This window comes from Mycobacterium sp., from assembly GCF_004298145.1.
Classification (GTDB): Bacteria; Actinomycetota; Actinomycetes; order Mycobacteriales; family Mycobacteriaceae; genus Mycobacterium.
In genome coordinates this window covers 25,216-42,115 of record NZ_SCRH01000021.1, presented here as the reverse complement: position 1 = coordinate 42,115, position 16,900 = coordinate 25,216, and the positions used below count along the sequence as shown (strand labels likewise).

Annotated in this window: 18 protein-coding genes; 8 read left to right on the top strand and 10 right to left on the bottom strand. The window is 68.8% G+C overall.

The annotated features are described in order from the left end of the window. The first annotated feature begins 35 nt into the window (after positions 1-35). The gene (gene dxs, locus EPN51_RS07905) at positions 36-1,961 is read left to right on the top strand and encodes a 1-deoxy-D-xylulose-5-phosphate synthase (protein ID WP_293039972.1); all 1,926 of its coding nucleotides are present in this window, start codon (positions 36-38) and stop codon (positions 1,959-1,961) included. Between the two features lie 120 nt (positions 1,962-2,081). Here the strand turns inward: dxs and EPN51_RS07900 are convergent, their stop codons facing one another. The 3 genes from EPN51_RS07900 to EPN51_RS07890 form a co-directional block, all read right to left on the bottom strand. Then, a complete protein-coding gene (locus tag EPN51_RS07900; protein ID WP_293039969.1) occupies positions 2,082-3,371 on the bottom strand; it encodes a ribonuclease D in 1,290 nt (429 codons plus the stop codon). Between the two features lies 1 nt (position 3,372). Next, positions 3,373-4,008 carry a DUF3000 domain-containing protein gene (locus EPN51_RS07895; protein WP_293039966.1) on the bottom strand — a complete coding sequence of 212 codons (636 nt, stop codon included), beginning with the start codon at positions 4,006-4,008 and terminating at the stop codon, positions 3,373-3,375. Between the two features lie 120 nt (positions 4,009-4,128). Beyond that, the gene (locus EPN51_RS07890; RefSeq protein WP_293039963.1) at positions 4,129-4,938 is read right to left on the bottom strand and encodes an enoyl-CoA hydratase/isomerase family protein; all 810 of its coding nucleotides are present in this window, start codon (positions 4,936-4,938) and stop codon (positions 4,129-4,131) included. An 85-nt stretch (positions 4,939-5,023) separates the two neighbouring features. Here EPN51_RS07890 and hemE point away from each other — a divergent pair, with 85 nt between their 5' ends. The 4 genes from hemE to EPN51_RS07870 are packed head-to-tail and all read left to right on the top strand — an operon-like array spanning position 5,024 to position 8,920. Continuing rightward, positions 5,024-6,097 carry a uroporphyrinogen decarboxylase gene (gene hemE, locus EPN51_RS07885; RefSeq protein WP_293039960.1) on the top strand — a complete coding sequence of 358 codons (1,074 nt, stop codon included), beginning with the start codon at positions 5,024-5,026 and terminating at the stop codon, positions 6,095-6,097. Then, positions 6,094-7,449, top strand: coding sequence for a protoporphyrinogen oxidase (locus tag EPN51_RS07880; RefSeq protein WP_293039957.1), 1,356 nt, complete (start codon positions 6,094-6,096; stop codon positions 7,447-7,449). The genes hemE and EPN51_RS07880 overlap by 4 nt, the downstream gene beginning before the upstream one ends. Before the next feature lie 26 nt (positions 7,450-7,475). Continuing rightward, positions 7,476-8,171: a hydrogen peroxide-dependent heme synthase gene (gene hemQ, locus EPN51_RS07875; protein WP_293039954.1), complete on the top strand. Its 696-nt coding sequence runs from the start codon at positions 7,476-7,478 to the stop codon at positions 8,169-8,171. After that, positions 8,168-8,920 (top strand): class I SAM-dependent methyltransferase, encoded by a 753-nt coding sequence (locus EPN51_RS07870; protein WP_293039951.1) that lies wholly within the window; start codon positions 8,168-8,170, stop codon positions 8,918-8,920. Before hemQ ends, EPN51_RS07870 begins: the two co-directional genes overlap by 4 nt. 74 nt (positions 8,921-8,994) lie before the next feature. Here the strand turns inward: EPN51_RS07870 and msrB are convergent, their stop codons facing one another. From msrB to EPN51_RS07850, 4 genes are read right to left on the bottom strand one after another with little or no spacing between them, the layout of a single operon-like run. After that, positions 8,995-9,402: a peptide-methionine (R)-S-oxide reductase MsrB gene (gene msrB / locus EPN51_RS07865; RefSeq protein ID WP_293039948.1), complete on the bottom strand. Its 408-nt coding sequence runs from the start codon at positions 9,400-9,402 to the stop codon at positions 8,995-8,997. Beyond that, on the bottom strand, positions 9,399-10,709 hold the full coding sequence (gene aftC, locus EPN51_RS07860; RefSeq protein WP_293039945.1) for an arabinofuranan 3-O-arabinosyltransferase: 1,311 nt from the start codon (positions 10,707-10,709) through the stop codon (positions 9,399-9,401). Before aftC ends, msrB begins: the two co-directional genes overlap by 4 nt. Before the next feature lie 39 nt (positions 10,710-10,748). After that, positions 10,749-12,308, bottom strand: a complete 1,560-nt coding sequence (locus EPN51_RS07855; RefSeq protein WP_293039942.1) for an alpha/beta hydrolase — start codon at positions 12,306-12,308, stop codon at positions 10,749-10,751. Between the two features lie 14 nt (positions 12,309-12,322). Then, positions 12,323-13,078, bottom strand: coding sequence for a pyrimidine reductase family protein (locus tag EPN51_RS07850; protein ID WP_293039939.1), 756 nt, complete (start codon positions 13,076-13,078; stop codon positions 12,323-12,325). Here EPN51_RS07850 and zapE point away from each other — a divergent pair. Beyond that, complete coding sequence (gene zapE, locus EPN51_RS07845; RefSeq protein WP_293039936.1) at positions 13,077-14,210, top strand: cell division protein ZapE; 1,134 nt, start codon at positions 13,077-13,079, stop codon at positions 14,208-14,210. The genes EPN51_RS07850 and zapE overlap by 2 nt on opposite strands. On the opposite strand, the gene EPN51_RS07840 is transcribed toward zapE, so the two are convergent. The 3 genes from EPN51_RS07840 to EPN51_RS07830 all read right to left on the bottom strand — a co-directional run bounded on the left by EPN51_RS07840 (position 14,188) and on the right by EPN51_RS07830 (position 16,072). After that, positions 14,188-14,703: a GNAT family N-acetyltransferase gene (locus tag EPN51_RS07840; protein WP_293039933.1), complete on the bottom strand. Its 516-nt coding sequence runs from the start codon at positions 14,701-14,703 to the stop codon at positions 14,188-14,190. The genes zapE and EPN51_RS07840 overlap by 23 nt on opposite strands. After that, positions 14,691-15,209, bottom strand: a complete 519-nt coding sequence (locus EPN51_RS07835) for a hypothetical protein (RefSeq protein ID WP_293040114.1) — start codon at positions 15,207-15,209, stop codon at positions 14,691-14,693. The genes EPN51_RS07840 and EPN51_RS07835 overlap by 13 nt, the downstream gene beginning before the upstream one ends. A gap of 92 nt (positions 15,210-15,301) precedes the next feature. After that, a complete protein-coding gene (locus tag EPN51_RS07830; RefSeq protein WP_293039929.1) occupies positions 15,302-16,072 on the bottom strand; it encodes a Clp protease N-terminal domain-containing protein in 771 nt (256 codons plus the stop codon). Positions 16,073-16,174: 102 nt separating this feature from the next. Between EPN51_RS07830 and EPN51_RS07825 the strand changes: the two genes are divergently transcribed. After that, positions 16,175-16,492 carry a DUF732 domain-containing protein gene (locus EPN51_RS07825; protein ID WP_293039926.1) on the top strand — a complete coding sequence of 106 codons (318 nt, stop codon included), beginning with the start codon at positions 16,175-16,177 and terminating at the stop codon, positions 16,490-16,492. 50 nt (positions 16,493-16,542) lie between these two features. Further along, on the top strand, positions 16,543-16,887 hold the full coding sequence (locus EPN51_RS07820) for a DUF732 domain-containing protein (protein WP_293039923.1): 345 nt from the start codon (positions 16,543-16,545) through the stop codon (positions 16,885-16,887). Positions 16,888-16,900 lie beyond the last annotated feature (13 nt).

Sequence of the window (16,900 nt, the reverse complement as noted above, 5' to 3'; positions counted from 1 at the left end):
CCAAACCCGCGGCGCCGGCTGCGTACACTGACGGGATGCTGGAACAGATCCGCGGGCCCGCTGATCTGCAGCACCTTTCTGGACATCAGCTCCGCGAATTGGCCGCCGAGATTCGCGAGTTCCTGATTCATAAGGTCGCTGCCACCGGGGGACACCTGGGGCCCAATCTCGGCGTGGTCGAGCTGACGCTCGCCCTGCACCGGGTTTTCGACTCGCCCCACGATCCGATCATCTTCGACACCGGCCATCAGGCCTACGTCCACAAGATGCTGACGGGGCGTTCCCACGAGTTCGAGAGCCTGCGCAAAAAGGGTGGGCTGTCCGGGTATCCGTCGCGCGCCGAGAGCGAACACGACTGGGTCGAGTCCAGCCACGCCAGCGCCGCGTTGTCCTACGCCGACGGCCTGGCCAAAGCGTTCGAGCTGAGCGGGCACCGCAACCGGCACGTGGTCGCGGTGGTCGGCGACGGCGCGCTGACCGGCGGCATGTGCTGGGAGGCCCTGAACAACATCGCCGCTTCCGGCCGCCCGGTGGTCATCGTGGTCAACGACAACGGCCGCAGCTATGCCCCGACGATCGGCGGTGTCGCCGACCATCTCGCCACCCTGCGGCTGCAACCGGTGTACGAGCAGGCCCTGGAGAGAGGCCGCGACGCGGTGCGCGCGCTGCCGCTGGTCGGCAGGCTCGCCTACCGCGTCATGCACAGCGTCAAGGCCGGCATCAAGGACTCGTTGTCCCCCCAGCTGCTGTTCACCGACCTGGGGCTGAAGTACATGGGCCCCGTCGACGGTCACGACGAACGCGCGGTGGAGGCGGCGCTGCGCCACGCTCGTGGCTTCGGCCGGCCGGTGATCGTGCACGTGGTCACCCGCAAGGGGATGGGCTACGCGCCCGCCGAAGACGACGAAGCCGAGCAGATGCATTCCTGCGGCGTGATCGACCCTCTTACCGGCCAGGCGACCAACGTCGCCGGCCCCGGCTGGACGGCGACCTTCTCCGATGCGCTCATCGGCTACGCACGCAAGCGCCGCGACATCGTCGCCATCACCGCGGCCATGCCCGGCCCTACCGGGCTGACGCCGTTCGGGCAGCAGTTTCCGGACCGCTTGTTCGACGTCGGCATCGCCGAGCAGCACGCGATGACGTCGGCGGCCGGCCTGGCCATGGGCGGGATGCACCCGGTGGTGGCCATCTATTCGACGTTCCTCAACCGCGCCTTCGACCAGATCATGATGGACGTGGCGCTGCACCGGCTGCCCGTCACCATGGTGCTCGACCGGGCCGGGATCACCGGCTCGGACGGCGCCAGTCACAACGGGATGTGGGACCTGTCGATGCTGGGCATCGTGCCCGGCATGCGGGTGGCAGCGCCCCGGGACGCCATCCGGTTGCGTGAGGAACTCGGTGAGGCGCTCGACGTGGATGACGGACCGACGGCGCTGCGCTTCCCCAAAGGCGATGTGGGCGAGGACATCCCGGCGATCGAGCGCATCGGGTCGGGCATTTCGGGCGTTGACGTGCTCGCCGTCCCTGGCAGTGGATGCAACGACGACGTGCTGCTGGTGGGCGTTGGCGCGTTCGCGCGGATGGCGCTGGCGGCCGCCAAGCGGCTGCACAACCAGGGGATCGGCGTCACGGTCATCGACCCGCGCTGGGTGCTGCCGGTATCGGACACCCTCCTCGACCTGGCGTCTCAGCACAAATTGGTCGTCACCTGCGAGGACAACGGCGTCAACGGCGGGGTGGGCTCGGCGGTGTCCGGCGCCCTGCGCCGCGCCGAGATCGACGTCCCGTGCCGCGACGTCGGCTTGCCGCAGCGGTTCTACGAGCACGCCTCCCGGGGCGAGCTGCTATCGGATCTGGGGCTGACCGATCAGGACGTCGCCCGCCGCATCACCGGTTGGGTCGCCGCGCTGAGCAGCAGCGACGCCGAAGCGGAGATCCGCGAGCACCTCGACTGATCGTCGGTTTCGGCGCCTTCACTCTCGGGCCCTTCGCCGAGCGTGCACTCAGTGCGATTCCAAGGCGCTTGAATTCAGCGATTTTTCGCAGTGGTTGCACGTTCGGCGTCTGGCGTGAAGTCAATCGGGGCGATCCTCCGACGCCTGCAGCGCGTGGGCCAGAACGGGATCCACCAATTCGCGCTGCCACGGCCGGGCCTGCCCGGCGCGCAGGAACGTTTCGACGGCCTCGAAGGGGTCGGGCGCGGCCTCCCAGTCCCAGCACAGCCGTCGCACCAGGTCCGGTGAGACCAGGTTCTCGGTGGGGATGTGCACCTGTTCCGACACCTCCGACAGCGCCGCGCGCGCGGCCTCCAGCCGTGCGGCGGCCTCCGGTTTGCGCCTGCTCCACCGCGCCGGCGGCGGCGGACCGTTCGGCGGTTCGGCGTCCGCCGGCGGATTCTTGTTCTGCCGCGCCGCGTCCAGCGCCGCCAGCCACGTCGCCGCGCTGCGACGTTGATTGCGCCCACCGAACACGGGCAACGCGACCAGTTCCTCGACGGTCGTCGGGCTGGCCAGCGCCGCGTCGATGATGGCCGAGTCGGGAAGGATGCGGCGCGGCGCGATGTCGCGGCGCTGCGCGATCCTGTCGCGGGTCAACCACAATTCACGCACCGCGGCCAAGCCGCGCTGATCCCGCACCCGATGGATCCCCGACGTTCGTCGCCACCGGTCGCGTCGCGCGGCCGCACCCGGGTCTTTCGAACCCGTGTCCCGCAGATGGTCGAATTCCTGTGCGGCCCAATCGGTTTTGCCTTGCCCGGCGAGGATGTCCGCGATCGCCGTGCGCAGCTCGATGAGCAATTCCACATCCAGGGCGGCGTAGTTGAGCCATTCGGCGGGCAGGGGCCGCTTGGACCAGTCGGCCGCCCCGTGGCCCTTGGCCAGCCCGAAACCCAGCAGCCGCTCGACCATGGTGGCCAGGTTGACTCGTTCGAACCCGGCGAGGCGCCCGGCGAGCTCGGTGTCATAGAGCGCGGGCGGTCGCATGCCCACTTCGGCCAGACAAGGCAGGTCCTGATCGGCGGAGTGCAGGATCCATTCGTCGTGGCTCAGCACCTCGGCCACCGGCCGCAGGGCCTCAAGCGGGTCGCCGCCGTGGCTCACCGGGTCGATCAGTACGGTGCCGGAGCCGGCCCGGCGGATCTGGATCAGGTAGGCCCGGTTGGAGTAGCGGAACCCCGATGCGCGCTCGGCGTCCACCGCGAACGGCCCGCGCCCACGGTCCAACCGCTGCGCCGCGGCCTCGATCTCGCGGACGCTTATCGAGACGGGTGGGACGCCTTCCGACGGCTGCGGAAGCGGGGTGGGCGCGGGGTCGGTGCTGCCGGGCGCGCTGCTGCCTGGCCCGTCGGGCGACGGCTCGCCCATGCTAGGCGCGTGACCGCGAGCTCAGGTCGGTGACTCCGGCCGGCGGCAGGCCCGCCGCGTGCTCAAGCACCTCGCAGAACGCCTCGACATGCGCGCCGACCGCGGGCGACGTCGCGGTCCATGACGCCCGCAGCTCGAGCTGGTGGGCGCGCGGCGGCCCCGAGATGTCGCCGTAGCGCACCGAGGTGGTGGCGGTGACGGTGCCGCCCAGCGCGACGACTTGCTCCATGCGTGACTCCAGTGCCTCGACCAGCCAGCTCCACGCTACTTCGGGCAACAGCGGGTCGACCGCCTCGCTGGGGTCGAGGTCGGCCTGGATGTAGGCGACCATGCGGATGGTGCCGTCCCACGCATCGGCCCCTTCGGGGTCATACAGCAGGATCAGCCGGCCGAAGGCGTCGCCCTCGGACCGTTCGGGGATGATCTCGCGGTCAGGATGTTTGACCTCGACGCCCAGGGCGTAGCTGTGGGGCGCCAAGCGTTGCGGCGGCCGGATCGGACCCAGCTCGATCTCCGGCCGCACGACGACGGCGTTCATCGCCGCTACCGCCTCGCGGAATGGGGCCGGTTCGGATGAGGTCACTTGGCGCCGCTCCTCTTCATCCCGACCGCTCTGTATCGTCACGGCAGGGGTCACAGGGATCGACGGTAGACCTTCCGGCTGACACGCTGTGACAGGCGCGCCGCGTTTCAAACCCGCCGCGACCAAGCCGTTACCAGCCCTCCATCAAACATATATACGCAGCTCAGTGGCAGTTCAGCGGGTGAAACGCGCGGGGCGCTTCTCGCGGTGCGCGGCCAGGCCTTCCTGCACGTCAGGGCCGCTGAAGCTGAGAAATTCCAGGCCCACAGACGCCTCGAAGGTGGGGCCCATCATGCGGTACCAGTGGTTGAGGCTGCGCTTTGTCCACTGGATCGCGTTCTGCGCGCCCTGCGCCAGGTTCTCGGCGATGCGGGTGGCCGTGGACAGTACGTCGTCGTCGTCGACGCAGGTGGACACCAGGCCGATCCGCTCGGCTTCCTCACCGAGCAGGGTTTCGCAGGTCAGCAGGTAGTACTTGGCCTTGGCCATGCCGACCAGCAGCGGCCAGCAGATCGCGGCGTGGTCGCCCGCCGCCACGCCGAGCTTGGTGTGCCCGTCGATGAGCTTGGCCGTCCGGCCCGCCACCGAGATGTCGGCGAGCAGGGCCACCACCAGGCCCGCGCCGACCGCGGGTCCCCGGATCGCCGACACGACGGGCGTATCGCAGTTGATCATGTTGTGCACCAGGTCGCGGGCTTCCCGCATGATGCGGATCCGGCCCTCGTACTCGCCGATGGTCTCGGCGATCAGGTCGAAGCTGCCACCGGAGGAGAAGGCCTTGCCCTCGCCGCGGACCAGGACGGCCCGCACGGCGGGGTCGCGATCGATTTCCGGCCAGATGTCGGCGAGGTCGCGGTGCATCTGCGGGCCGACCGAATTCAGCCCCGGGGAGTCGAGAACCAGCGTCAGCACGCCGTTCTCACCGAGCTCGCAGCGCAGGCTTTCGAACTGGTCGTAATTCACTGGGGGCTGGCTGACGGGCATCCGGGCTCCTGACGTTCGAACGGTTGCGGTCGCGATAGTACGCAGCGGCGTTCGGCGTTCTCCGGTCATGGCAGCATTGAGGCCGATGAACAGGCCGACGAACAGCAGTGCGCCTACCCGCCGCGACCTTCCCGCGTCGCCGTATCTGGCCGCCGCCGGCGGTCGCAAACCCCACCGGGTTCCGGTGTGGTTCATGCGGCAGGCCGGTCGGTCGCTGCCCGAATACCGGGCGCTGCGGGCCCAGCACGACATGCTGTCGGCCTGTTTCGACGCCGAGCTGGTCTGCGAGATCACCCTGCAGCCGGTGCGCCGCCACGACGTCGACGCGGCGATATTGTTCTCCGACATCGTGGTGCCGTTGCTCGGCGCCGGCATCGACCTGGACATCGTCGCGGGGGTCGGGCCGGTGATCGAGTCGCCGGTGCGTACCGCCGCCGATGTGGGTGCAATCAAACCGCTTGAGCGGCAACGGGTTCAGCCGATTTCCGATGCGGTGACGTTGCTGCTGTCCGCGCTCGGCGACGTTCCGTTGATCGGCTTCGCGGGTGCGCCGTTCACGCTGGCGTCCTATCTGATCGAGGGCGGTCCCAGTCGCCACCATGCGCGCACCAAGGCGATGATGCTGGCCGAGCCCGACAGCTGGCACGCGTTGATGGAGAAGCTGACCGACATCACCGTGGGCTTCTTGCGGGTGCAGCTGGACGCCGGGGTGGACGCGATTCAGGTGTTCGACTCGTGGGCCGGGACCCTGTCACTGGCGAATTACCGCAGCTATGTGCAGCCGCACAGCGCCCGGATTTTCGCTGCCCTGGCCGACTACGGCGTGCCGATGACGCATTTCGGGGTCGGCACCGCCGAACTGTTGGGCGCGATGTCGGCGGTCGGATCGTCCGTGGTGGGCGTGGATTGGCGAACCTCGCTCACCGACGCGGCGGCCCGCGTGGAACCCGGCACGGCGTTGCAGGGCAACCTCGATCCGGTGGTCCTGCTGGCGGGCTGGCCGGTGACCGAACGCGCGGCGCGCGCCGTCGTCGACGACGGGCGGCGCGCGGTCGACGCCGGCGCGGCCGGTCACGTCTTCAACCTGGGCCACGGCGTGCTGCCCGAAACCGACCCCGCAGTGTTGACCGACCTGGTGTCGCTGGTCCACTCGCTATGACGTCCCGTTCGTATTGTGTTATCGGAGGCGGGATTTCCGGGCTGACGGCGGCCTACCGGCTGCGCATGGCCCTCGGTGACGACGCGGCCATCACGCTGTTCGACCCGGGGGAGAGGCTCGGCGGCATCTTGCGTACCGAGTTGGTCGGCGGAGTGCCGATGGATCTGGGTGCCGAGGCTTTCGTGCTGCGCCGGCCCGAGCTGCCGGCGCTGCTGGATGAACTGAATTTGACTGGGCTCCAGCTGGTTTCGACCGGTGCGCGCCCGCTGATCTACAGCCGGCAACAATTGTGCCCGCTGCCCACGGGCACGGTCGTGGGGATCCCGTCGTCGGCGGCGTCGGTGGCGGGATTGGTCGACGAGGCGACCGTCGCCCGCATCGACGCCGAACCGTCCCGCCCGTTGGAGTGGCACGCCGGCAGCGACCCCGCGGTGGCCGACCTGGTGGGCGACCGGTTCGGCGACCAGGTGGTGTCGCGCTCGGTGGATCCGTTACTGAGCGGTGTCTACGCGGGTTCGGCGGCCACCATCGGCCTGCGCGCGGCCGCCCCGACCGTGGCCGCGGCCCTGGACCGCGGCGCCACCAGCCTGACCGCCGCCATCGGCCACGCGTTGCCGCCGGCCACCGGCGCTCCGGTGTTCGGGGCGCTCGAGGGCGGGTACCGGGTGCTGGTCGACGAACTCGTCGCGCGCGCCCGGCCGCGCTGGGTGCGCGCCGCCGCGTCGCGGCTCGAGCGCGCCGCCGCGGGCTGGGCGGTGTTCGACGACACCGGCGCCCGCTGGCCCGCCGATGCGGTGATCCTGGCCGTTCGCGCGCACGAGTCGTGCCGCCTGCTCGCCGACATCGCCCCGCGGAGTGTCGCCGCCGCCGGGCGCATCACCAGCGCATCGTCGGCGGTGCTGGCGCTGGCGGTGCCGGCTGACACCGCGTTCCCCGGGTGTTCGGGCGTGCTGGTGGCCACCGGTGAGCGGTTGCGGGCCAAGGCCATCACGCTGTCGTCTCGCAAGTGGGGTACCCGCGCGGACGAGCAGCTGCTGCGGCTGTCGTTCGGGCGCTTTGGTGATCACGTGGCGGCCAGCACCTCCGACGACGAGCTGCTGACCTGGGCGTTGAGCGACCTGGCCACCGTATTCGGGTTGACCGTCGAGCCCATCGACGTCCGGGTGCAGCGCTGGATCGACGCCATGCCGCAATACGGCCCCGGCCATGCCGATCTGGTCGCCGAGGTGCGGGCGGGCCTGCCGCCCACGCTCGCGGTGGCGGGCAGCTACCTCGACGGCATCGGCGTGCCGGCCTGCGTCGGCGCGGCCGGACGCGCGGCCGAACGTGTGACCAAGGCCATCGAAGACTGAGATCGACAAGTGGCACGATAGGTTTCATGGCCAAGCTTGACTATGACTCCCTCAACTCCATGATCCGCTACCTGATGTTCTCGGTGTTCTCCGTGGAGCCGGGTGAGCTCGGAGAACAACGTGACGGCGTCATCGATGAAGCCTCGAGGTTTTTCAAACAGCAGGAGGAACGCGGCGTCGTGGTGCGCGGCCTCTACGACGTGGCGGGCCTGCGGGCCGACGCCGACTTCATGATCTGGACCCACGCCGAACGCGTCGAATCCCTGCAAGCCACCTACGCCGATTTCCGTCGCACCACCGCGCTGGGGCGGGCCAGCTCGCCGCTGTGGAGCAGTGTCGCCCTGCATCGTCCGGCCGAGTTCAACAAGAGCCACATCCCGGCGTTTTTGGCCGGCGAGGAGGCCGGCGCCTACATCTGTGTGTATCCCTTTGTGCGCTCCTATGAGTGGTATCTGCTGCCCGACGAGGAGCGCCGCCGCATGCTCTCCGAGCACGGCATGGCGGCCCGCGCATACAAGGACGTCCGCGCCAACACGGTGCCGGCGTTCGCGCTCGGCGACTACGAGTGGATCCTCGCGTTCGAGGCTCCCGAACTGCACCGCATCGTCGATTTGATGCGTGAGCTGCGCGCCACCGACGCCCGCCGGCACACCCGCGAAGAGACGCCGTTCTTCACCGGCCCCCGGGTGTCTGTCGAGCAGTTGGTGAAAGCCCTGCCATGACAACCCCGTTCGACGCCACCGATCCCACCCGTTTCGAGCAGATGTACCGCGACGACCGGACGTCGCATGGACTGCCCGCGGCCACGCCCTGGGACATCGGCGGCCCGCAGCCGGTGGTCCAGCAGCTCGTGGCGGTGGGTGCGATCAAGGGTGAGGTGCTCGACCCGGGTACCGGACCGGGCCACCACGCCATCTACTACGCCTCGAAGGGCTATTCGGCGACCGGCATCGACGGCTCGGTGGGCGCCATCGAGCGCGCCCGGGAGAACGCCCAAAAGGCCGGAGTATCGGTGAATTTCGAGCTGGCCGACGCCACCAAGCTGGACGGGTTCGACGGCCGGTTCGACACGGTGGTCGACTGCGCCTTCTACCACACCTTCAGCACCGAGCCCGAGCTGCGAACCTCCTACCTGGAGGCACTGCGACGAGCCACCAAGCCGGGCGCGCGACTGTACATGTTCGAGTTCGGCGAGCACAACGTCAACGGTTTCAAAATGCTGCGGTCGTTGTCCGAGAACGAGTTTCGCGATGTGCTTCCGGCCGCCGGTTGGGAGATCGCCTATATGGGCCCTACCACCTACCAGGTCAACATCAGCGCCGAGTCCATCCAAATGATGGCCGCGCGCAATCCCGACATGGCCGATCAGGTGGGTGAGTTGCTGGAACGGTTCCGCGCGATGGAGCCCTGGCTCGAGGGTGGCCGGGTGCTGGCGCCGTTCTGGGAAGTGCACGCCAACCGGGTGGACTGACGACTTTCCCCGCGAGACCGTAACCGGCGACCTATTGAGCGGGTGGCGCCGTCAGCAGTTGCAGTCTCGCGACGTTATTCGCTCGGCACCAGCCGCAAGCAGACCGAGTTGATGCAGTACCGCTGATCCGTCGGCGTCGGATACCCCTCACCGGCGAACACGTGACCCAGGTGGCTGTGGCAGTTCGCGCACAGTACCTCGGTGCGCGTGGCTCCCAGGGAGTGGTCGGGCCGCAGGATCACCGCGTCGGATTGCGCCGGGTCGAAGAACGACGGCCAGCCGCAGTGCGATTCGAATTTCTCTGTGCTGCGGAACAATTCAGCACCGCAGGCGCGGCACTGGTACACGCCTTCGGTCTTGGTGTCGGTGTATTCACCGGTGAAGGGCCGCTCGGTACCGGCTTGGCGCAGCACCTGGAACTCTTCCGGCGTGAGCTTCTGGCGCCACTCGTCGTCGGTCAGCTCCACTTTGGGACGGGTCATACATCCACGCTAGCGCGCGACGGCCGGGCCGTCAGCCACGCCGGATCGATGCCGTCATCCAGCCGGTTCTCGGCCTTGGCGTCCAGGAAGCGGAAGTACAGCACGGTGAACGTGACGATCAGCACCAGCGACCAGCCGTAGGTGATCTTGAGGTACTCCAGCGCGCGGCCCCATCGCATCCAGTTGAACAGGAGCCAGCGGTCAAGGGTCATGAAGCCGTAGATCCCCAGCCACGCCGGCCAGTTGCGGATCAGCGAGTTGGGCAGCACGACCGTCATCAGGAACGGGAACAGCATCATCGAGTAGTAGCCCTGGGCCAGCGACGACACCAGGAACGACCACAGCAGCAGCACCCCCGCCGAATTGGTCAACCAGAACCGCGGGTCCCGGGTGCGGTAGTGGCGATACAGCAGCCACAGGGCCCCGATCGCGAGCAGCGTGAACAGGATGCGCAGGAACACGATCAGCCAGGTGGGCAGGCCGAAGTACACGCCGTTGCCCTCGATCGAGCTGTTGAAGTAGTCGCGGGTGCCCAGGAAGTAGGGCACCGTTCGGGTGACGAAGTCCATCGGATCGCTGACCAAAGGCCACGCGGCCGCGTTGACGACGACGGGAATCACGAAGGCGGGCACCAGCGTCCGCCACTGGCGGTTCAGTACCGGCAACAACAGCAGGGGCAAGAGCACCGGCTTGAGCGTCAGCGTCAAACCGATCGCGACGCCGGCCCACCACTGGCGGCTGATCCTGCCGTCCAGCAGCCAGCGCAAAAACAGCATCTCGGCGAGCAGCACGCAGCCGTTGATGTTGGTGAACACCAGCGTGTTGGTCACCGTCTCGGTGCAGAACATCGCCAGCAGCAGGGCGGGCGCGGCCACCGAGGACAGCGTGTAGTTGAACATCCGCAGCAGCAGGTACCAGGCGAGCAGGATCGCCACGGTGTTGATCAGGATGAACAGGTAGCGCGACGGATACTCGGGCAGGTATCCGAACGGGGCCATCAGCAGCGTGCCGCCCGGCGGGTACAGGTAGTGCGGATCGACGTAGTCGAAGTGCTCGTTGTAGATGTCCCAGCCGCGCCGGAAGTTCACCACCGCCCGGTAGACGGGCTTGAAGTCGTCGGTGATGTTGCCGTTGGTGGTGATGACGATGCTGCGGTGCAGCACCGAGAGGATGGCGATCGGCCACAACGCGGACCGCAAAATGCTCGCCACGCTCGGTGCGCCGGTGCGGGGTCGAAAGGCGGCCAGGAGCCAATCACGCGAGCCGGTTCGGGTCGATTCAGCTGCCGTCACCAGCGCACCGTACACCGGCGCAGCCGGCTCGCCGAACGCAGCATCAATGCAGCATCAGGCCGGGCAGTAGGTGTCGGTGGTGGGCAATTTGCCGCTGTTGAGGTAGCCGATCAGCGGCGGAACCGCGCAGCCCGAATAGATGCTGGCGCCGTGGCCGATGCCCTGCCACATCACCCGCTTGCTGGCCGCGTTGGCGTTGATGATGCTGGCCGCGGTCGCCGCGACCCCGTCGGTTCCCACGATCGGGTCGTTCTGCACACCGAGCAGCAGCACGTCGACCTTCAGGGTCTTCGGTGTGGCCGGCGGCGAACCGGTGGGCCAGTGCACGCACTTGACCATGTTGAGCGCGGCGACGGTGCCGAATTGGGGGTAGAGCTTGCCCCAGGCGACGACCAGCTCACGCACCCGGTCCGGCGTGGGGCGGTTGACCGCGTCGCTGCAGACGTTGACGAACTGACCGTCGGAGTCCTGCGTGGCGTTGGCGTGGTTGATCAGGTTGTTCAGCCCATTGGCGTCGCCGGAGCGGGCGGCCGCCAGCGCGTTGGCCAGATTGGTGGTGGCGTTGACGCGGCCGCCGGAGGGAAGGCCCAGCGCGACGGTGATGGCGTTGGCGAGCTGTGACACCGACGCGCCACCGGGACCCTTACCGGCGCGGGCGTCGGCCAGCAGAGCGCTGACGGCGCCTTTGGGGTCGGGGCCCAGCGCGCAGTTCACGGCGACGCACTGGGCGGCGAAGGCGTCGAGCGCCCCCTGCTGTCCCTTGACCCGTTGCTCGGCGGCGGCTTCGGCGTTGGTGCCCAACGCAACCGGTGAGTCGAGGATCAGGCGGGCCACCTTGTCCGGCCGCGATCCGGCGTAGGCCAGCGCCACCTGCGCGCCGTTGCCGATTCCGATCAGCGCCAGGGCGGGCACGTCCCACGTGCTGCGCAACCGCTCGATGTCGGAGGCGGCGTGCGCGTCGTCGTACGCGGTGGCGCCCGGGGCGATGGCGTCGGTGCAGTTGGTGGTGGCCGTGTTGGCGACCGCGGACAGGTTGGCCACGGGATCGTCGCCGGTCTGGAATTGTGACTGGTCGTGCATCTCTTGACGGTCGAGCTTGTCCCGGCAGTCGATGGGGCTGGACATGCCGATGCCGCGACGGTCGACGGCGACGATGGGGTGGGCGGCGAGCACGTCGGCGCCGGCCCGGGACAGCCAGACCGGTAATTGCGCCGAGGACGGCAGATCCGAGCCGGTGGTGAAGACCAGCGGCCCGGCATCGCGGGGCGTCTGATTCGAGCGGGCGCGCACCACGCCGATGCTCAGGCTGCCGCCCCCGCCGTTGACCGGGTCCAGGTCGGCGTCGTAATTCGCGCAATCCAGCTGGACGCCCGCGGCGGCGGGAACCGCCGCGTCGGCGAAAACCCGCGAGGTGCAGTCGTGCCAGGCCAGGTCGTTCTTGGGTGCGGAGACCGGGGGCGGTCCGCCGGGCGACGGCTTCGAGGTGGGCGCCCCCTGCGGCCGCGCACCGGAATTGGTGGCGAAGCGCGGATTCGCGGCCAGGCCCGGGACGCAGCCGGCCAGCAACGCGGTCACCGCAACCAGGATCGTGGCGCGCGTGTACGGCCGAGTCATGCGGACCACAGTAGCTAGGCCCTGACGTAGCGGGTGTAAAGGTAGCCGGCAGCGTCGGTCAGGACATGGGCACAACGCATCCGGGTGAGCAGCTGGCCCGGGCCGGTCGCGATGCGTCGCGCCTGGCCGCCGACGATGTAGGGCGCGATCGTCAGGCACAGCTCGTCGAGCATGTCGCGCTCGATCAGCGAGCCCAGCAGCGTGGGCCCGCCCTCGGTGAGAACGCGGCGCAGCCCGCGCGCGCCGAGGGTGGCCAGCAGGGTGTCCTCGTCGACCTTCTCGGGGTCACTGCCGGAGCAGTCGAGAACCTCGCACAGGCCGCTGAGCAGCCGCCGCGTCTGAGCGGCCGCCGCGGTGCAGGTGAGCACCAGTGGCGGCACCTCGGTGCGGGTGAACACGGCCATGTCCCGGTTCAGGTGACCCGATTTGGTCACGATCGCCAGTGGCGGGACTTCGCTTTGTCCGCGGGCCTGCCGGTGCTGACGCTGGGCGGCGCTCAGCTGCGCGCCCGAGTAGCCCTCGATCCGCACGGTGCCCGCGCCCACCACGATGACGTCGGCGAGTTCACGCAGCAGGTTGAAGACGAAGCGGTCGCCCGGGCCACCCATGGCGCCGCTGCTGCCACCCGAGGTGGCTCCGCCGTCGACGCTGGTGATGAAGTTCGCCCGCACCCAGGTGCCCTGTTGTTCGGGATAGCCGTAGATCCGGGGGAGTTCGCCGTCGTCGAGTTCGCGCACGGAGCCGAGCAGCGACAGCGGCGTCTCGGGCATGTGTCTGATTGCAGCACGCCGCTACAGTTCCTGCATGCACGGGTCCACCTCCGCGGGCACTTCGGGCGGCGTGGCCCACCTGGTGGATCGGCATCCGAGGGCGTCGCCGGAGCGGTTGATCGCCCAATTGAGACCGCCCCCGACGTTCGCCGACGTGAGCTTTGCGACGTACCAGCCTGATCCGGTCGAGCCGACGCAGACCGCCGCGGTCGCGGCGTGTCGAGACTTCTGCCGGCAGGCCGCGCAGCGCCGTGCGGGCCGGCGAAAACTGTTGGGGCGGCGGGAGGTTCTGCCCGGCGTCGGGCTGTACCTGGACGGCGGGTTCGGGGTGGGCAAGACACACCTGCTGGCGTCGGCCTACTACGAGCTGCCCGGCCAGGGACCGGGTGGGGCACCGGGTGGGGCACCGGATGGGCCGGCTCCCAAGGCGTTTGCGACCTTCGCGGAGCTCACCCAGCTCGCCGGGGTGTTCGGCTTCGTCGAATGCGTCGACCTGCTGGCCACCTACACGGCGGTCTGTATCGACGAGTTCGAACTCGACGACCCGGGTAACACCACGCTGATCGCGCGGCTGCTCTCGTCGCTGGTCGAGCGCGGGGTGTCGGTGGCCGCCACCTCCAACACGTTGCCCGAACAGCTCGGCGAGGGGCGCTTCGCGGCACAGGACTTCCTGCGCGAGATCAACACGCTAGCAAGCATTTTCACCACCGTGCGGATCGAGGGACCCGACTACCGGCACCGCGGACTGCCGCCGGCCCCGCGGCCGCTGTCCGACGAACAGGTGGCGGCGCGCGCCGCGCAGGTCGACGGGGCGACGCTCGATGACTTCGACGCGCTGTGCGCGCACCTGGCCACCATGCACCCGTCGCGGTATCTGACGTTGATCGAGGGTGTGAGCGCGGTGTTTCTGACCGGCGTGCACGGCATCGACGACCAGAATGTGGCGCTGAGGCTGGTGTCGCTGACCGACCGGCTTTATGACGCCGGCATTCCCGTGGTGGCATCGGGTGCCAAGCTGGACACCATCTTCAGCGAGGAGATGCTGGCCGGCGGATACCGAAAAAAGTACCTACGGGCGACTTCCCGGCTCCTGGCGTTGACCGCGGCGGCTAGCCGAGCTCGCGAACCATGACATAGTCGTGCTCGAGGCCGTCGCCGAGTTGAAACGTCCTGGTGCCGCTGATCCTGAAGCCGCTCTTGGCGTAAAAGCGTTGCGCGCGTTCGTTCGCCTGATTGACCCCCAGCCACACGCGGTGCGCGCCCCGCTCTTCGGCGGTGGCCAGCGTGCCGTCCATCAGGGCGGTCGACACCCCACCGCCGTGATACGCGGGCAGCACGTAGATCTTGGACAGCTCGGCGGCGTCGTCGGTGGCGTGGCGAACGAGCATGGCGTAACCGATGATTCGGCCGCCCAGCGTCGCGGTGAGGATCACCCGGTCCGGATCGGCGAGGTACTCCGCGAAGCGCTCGGCCGACAGGTTGGCCGCAACGAACGACGCGATGTTCTCCGGAGTCGCGGTGGGTGGGCATGCCAACGGAAAGGTTTGTGCCGCAAGGCTGGCCAGCTCTACGGCGTCGCCGGAATCAGCCCGGGCGACGTGGACTGTTCGGGTCAAAGATTCCACTGGGCGAGGTGATAGCCCGTCTTCTTGTCCAGCAGGACGACGGTGGAGACGGGATCGCGGTAGGCATCCCAATACACGCCGCCGCGCACGATCGCCCCGTTCGGCGCGTTGACGAGCACGTTGTCCAGCGCGTCGGGTGCATCGGAGGCCCGCGGCTTGTAAGCGTCGGCGTTCGGGGTCACTCCGTTGAAGCTGAAGATGGTCGCCATGACGTACGGATTGGGCACCCGGATCGCGCGAATGGTCACATCGGCGCGCTCGACGGAGCTGCCCGGGAAGCCCTTATAGGTGCCTTCGCGCGTGTAGCCGAACCCCGGCGGCGGGTCGCAGGGCGCCACGCCGCTCACGGTCACGTCCGCGATGAACGTGCCGGCGTCCACCCGCAGCGTGTCCCCGATGTGGCCGATCGGCGCGTCACCGGCCCACGCGCGGGGGACCGGCGCCGCGGCGGTGATGCTCGCAGCGGCAACCACAAAGGCGGACACCGATACCAGCCAGCGGCGCATTTTCGCCATGTCTTGCCTCCTTGGCACCGTCGCGGGGACCCTCGCATGATCGCACACGCGGTGCTGCCGAAGGGAGGGGTCGGCGGCACCGGTCAACCGGCTCCGTCGGCGCCGGCAGCGACGTTCTTGCCGGCGCCGAGCGATTCCAGTGCCGCGATCAGATCCGCCTCCAGCCGGCTCTTGTCGACGCCGCATCGGTGCAGCGGTCCCGGGATGGAGGAGCCGGCCTCCAGCTCGAGCAGCGCCAGTAGCTGGTGCTCGGTGCCGACGTAGTTGTGGCCGAGCCGAAGTGCCTCGCGCACGGTCAATTCGAGCGCCTTGCGCGCCGGCCCGCTGAACGGGATGAGTTCGGGCGGTTGATCTTCCGAGCGCAACGCGGCGATCGACGCGGTCGCGGCGTCGCGCAGCGCCTCGGTGTCGACCTTTTGCAGGCGCAGCAACACCGTCGCCAGGGCGGCCGCGTCGGCGAGCACCCCGACCAGTAGGTGGTCCGGGGTGATCTCGCTGTTGCCCGCTTCGTGCGCGGCGTTCTGGGCCGCCACCACCGCGCCGCGCGCCCGCGGGGTGAACCGCGCGAAACCTTGCTCGGGGTCCAGGGTCGCGGCCTCGGCGCGCGGGACGAATCGCTTCTGGGCGGCTTGTTTGGTGACGCCCATGCTTTTGCCGATGTCGGTCCAGGAAGCTCCGGAGCGGCGGGCCTGGTCCACGAAGTGGCCGATCAGATGGTCGGCGATCTCGTCCAGGTGTTCGGCGGCCAGCACGGCATCGGTCAGCTGATCCAGGACGTCGGGGTGTGTCGTCTTGATGGTGCTGATCAGCTCGTCGAGGCGAATCGGATAGGCGATGCGGATGGGCTCGGGCATGCCGTCAACGGTAGGTTGACGCATGACGGCTGTCAACCGAAGGTTGACGGCCGGGTGCCAGCAGATGCGCGCGGGCAACGCTTCTGGGAGAATCGCTGAGTCATGAAGGTCCTCCTCGCCTTGTCCGTCCTCGCCGTCGCGATCGGCCTGGCCGCGCCCGCGTACGCCGACGGCACCGACGACTCGTTCATCGCGTCATTGCACGCGGCCGGCATCACCTTTTCCGACCAGGACAAGGCGGTGGGAGCGGGCAAATGGGTGTGTGACACGGTCGGCCAGGGCGCGCAGATGCCCGACGCGGTCAAGACGCTGATGTCCAAGAACTCCGCGCTGAGCGAGGACAAGGCCAACCAATTCGCGGCCATCGCCGCCAAGACGTACTGCCCGAGCGCGATCACGGCCACCACGAGCGCCCCCTAGCGGGCGTCGAAATGCCAATTGCCGCCAGGTTTGGGAGGATCATGGCCGTTATGCGAATTTTCCTGGGGCTCTGTGGCGTCGCCGCCATGATCGGCCTGGCCGCACCGGCCCAGGCGGACATCGACAACGATCAGGATTTCCTCAAGGACCTGCGCGACGCCGGCATCACCTACCAGGACGCCGGCAACGCGATCACCATCGGCAAGTCGGTGTGTGCGCTGCTCGACGACGGGCAGTCGGACGCGAAGATCGTGACGGACCTGCGCAACCAGAACCCGGCCTTCCAGGGCGCCAGCGCGGCCAAGTTCACCTACCTCTCGGCCGCCCACTACTGCCCGAAGTACATCACCGGCGAGGACCGCGGCCCGAAGTCCGAAGGCGCCGTCGGCAGCTGAGCCGAGTCGGGTC